1 protein-coding gene is annotated in these 1,564 nt (G+C 37.7%); it reads right to left on the bottom strand.

Annotation, left to right across the window (positions count from 1 at the left end; all coding sequences use genetic code 11):
* Positions 1-71 precede the first annotated feature (71 nt).
* Positions 72-1,430 (bottom strand): transposase, encoded by a 1,359-nt coding sequence (locus M3610_RS27385; protein ID WP_251463618.1) that lies wholly within the window; start codon positions 1,428-1,430, stop codon positions 72-74.
* Positions 1,431-1,564 lie beyond the last annotated feature (134 nt).

Genomic DNA, 1,564 nt, shown 5'->3' with positions numbered 1-1,564 from the left:
TGAGTTAATTTCATAATTGTTTTTTTGAATTATTAGGCTGACCGAATTATCAAATGCAATTTTTTATAAAATTAGGCAGCCAATTTCATTTCTCTCATTTGCTTGTTGATTCGATCTACAGCCAGTTTTGTTGCGTTGTACACAAGAGTAATTAAATCAAAATGAACTTTTGCCTTTTTGCCAGTTCGGTATCGAACATTTTTTAATTGGAAGAACTCTTTTAAATAAGCATTCACTCGTTCAACCGCAGTTCTTTGTTTATAAAGTTTTTTCCAAGCTTCAGAACCTCGTCCTGGAGCTGAATATCTTCGAATATCGGTATCAATCTTCACCTTATAGACCTTCTGGCATAGAGAGTCATTGGATAGCGGGCAGGTTTCACACTCTTTTGGTCTTACGTACTTCAATGAGCGATTTTTTTCATCATAACTATCGTATCGATAAGAATGTTCTCTCACGCATGTCGGGGCAAAATGCTCATCAAAGCCAATCATTTCTCCTTCATTGCGCTTATTATAGGCGATGATTCCGTAAGCTTTCATATTTAGAAGCTGTTGATAGATTGGCAAATAGTCATAACCAGCGTCCATAAGACCGAAACGAATGTGTAGCGCAGGAAGCCTTTCCTGGATCCCTTTAAGGAGAGGAATGGCTGCTTTTCCATCGTTCAAACTAGCAGAAGTCATCATGGATTGTAAGATATACTGGCTGCTTGTTCCCACTGCTAGATGTGCCTTGAAACCGAACCAAAAGGTATTTTTACCTTCACTATTTTTCTTAATGCCCCAATTGGGCTCCAACGGAGCCTCGGTTCGTAAAGTCTCTAAGCTAATGGGCAATTGAGCTTCTATTGTCTTTTCGTAAATTGATTTTTGATTTTCTCTTTCTTGTACTTCTAATTTAAAGGCTTCTTGTTCAGCCTTTGGTTTGCGTCCACGCTTTTTTGGTTCTTGCTTTGGCTTCTTTTCTTGTGGAGTGGAACGGTCTCTAGACTCAAAATGAGTCGCATCGATGGCCACAGACTCATCACAAACAAACCCTTCTTGAATAGCTTGAAGGAGTAATGAATCCTGAACCAATTCAAAGGCAGTTGAATCACTTAATTTAGAAGTAAGACGAGAAAAGGAGGCTTCAGACGGAATTCGATCCGAAAATAGAAAACCACAATCCAAACGAAACATAAAATCCTGAGTCAGACGTTTAATCAAATCTTTAATTGTTGGTATTCTTTCCAGAATACGAGCTACAAGTGCATAAATCATAGCAGGATAATTGAGTTCTGTTGGTGCACCGTAAACAGACTTTTTATTAACTGCAAATAATAATGGTTCAAGGTGAAGAGTAGAAAAAACTGCTTCAAAACGTTTAGAAGGTTCTAATTCATAAAAATCCTGCATGTCAAACAGGCTTCCTTGTCGTATAATAGACATGGGAGACAACCTCTTTTCTATTCATGTAATGTTTGTTTGGTCACTTACATTATACAAGAATTTGGGGAGGTACTCCTTTTTTCATGCCTTGAAACGCTTGAGAGACAAGGGATTGGAAATATGAAATTCATTCA

It is taken from the genome of Neobacillus sp. MER 74, from assembly GCF_023714155.1.
The sequence above is the reverse complement of the archived record's forward strand: the minus strand, read 5'-3'. Positions and strand labels throughout refer to the sequence as shown.

What these genes read in the sequence shown, in the direction of transcription:
- M3610_RS27385 (WP_251463618.1), bottom strand. Translation starts at nt 1,430, where the DNA reads ATGTCTATTATACGACAAGGAAGCCTGTTTGACATGCAGGATTTTTAT.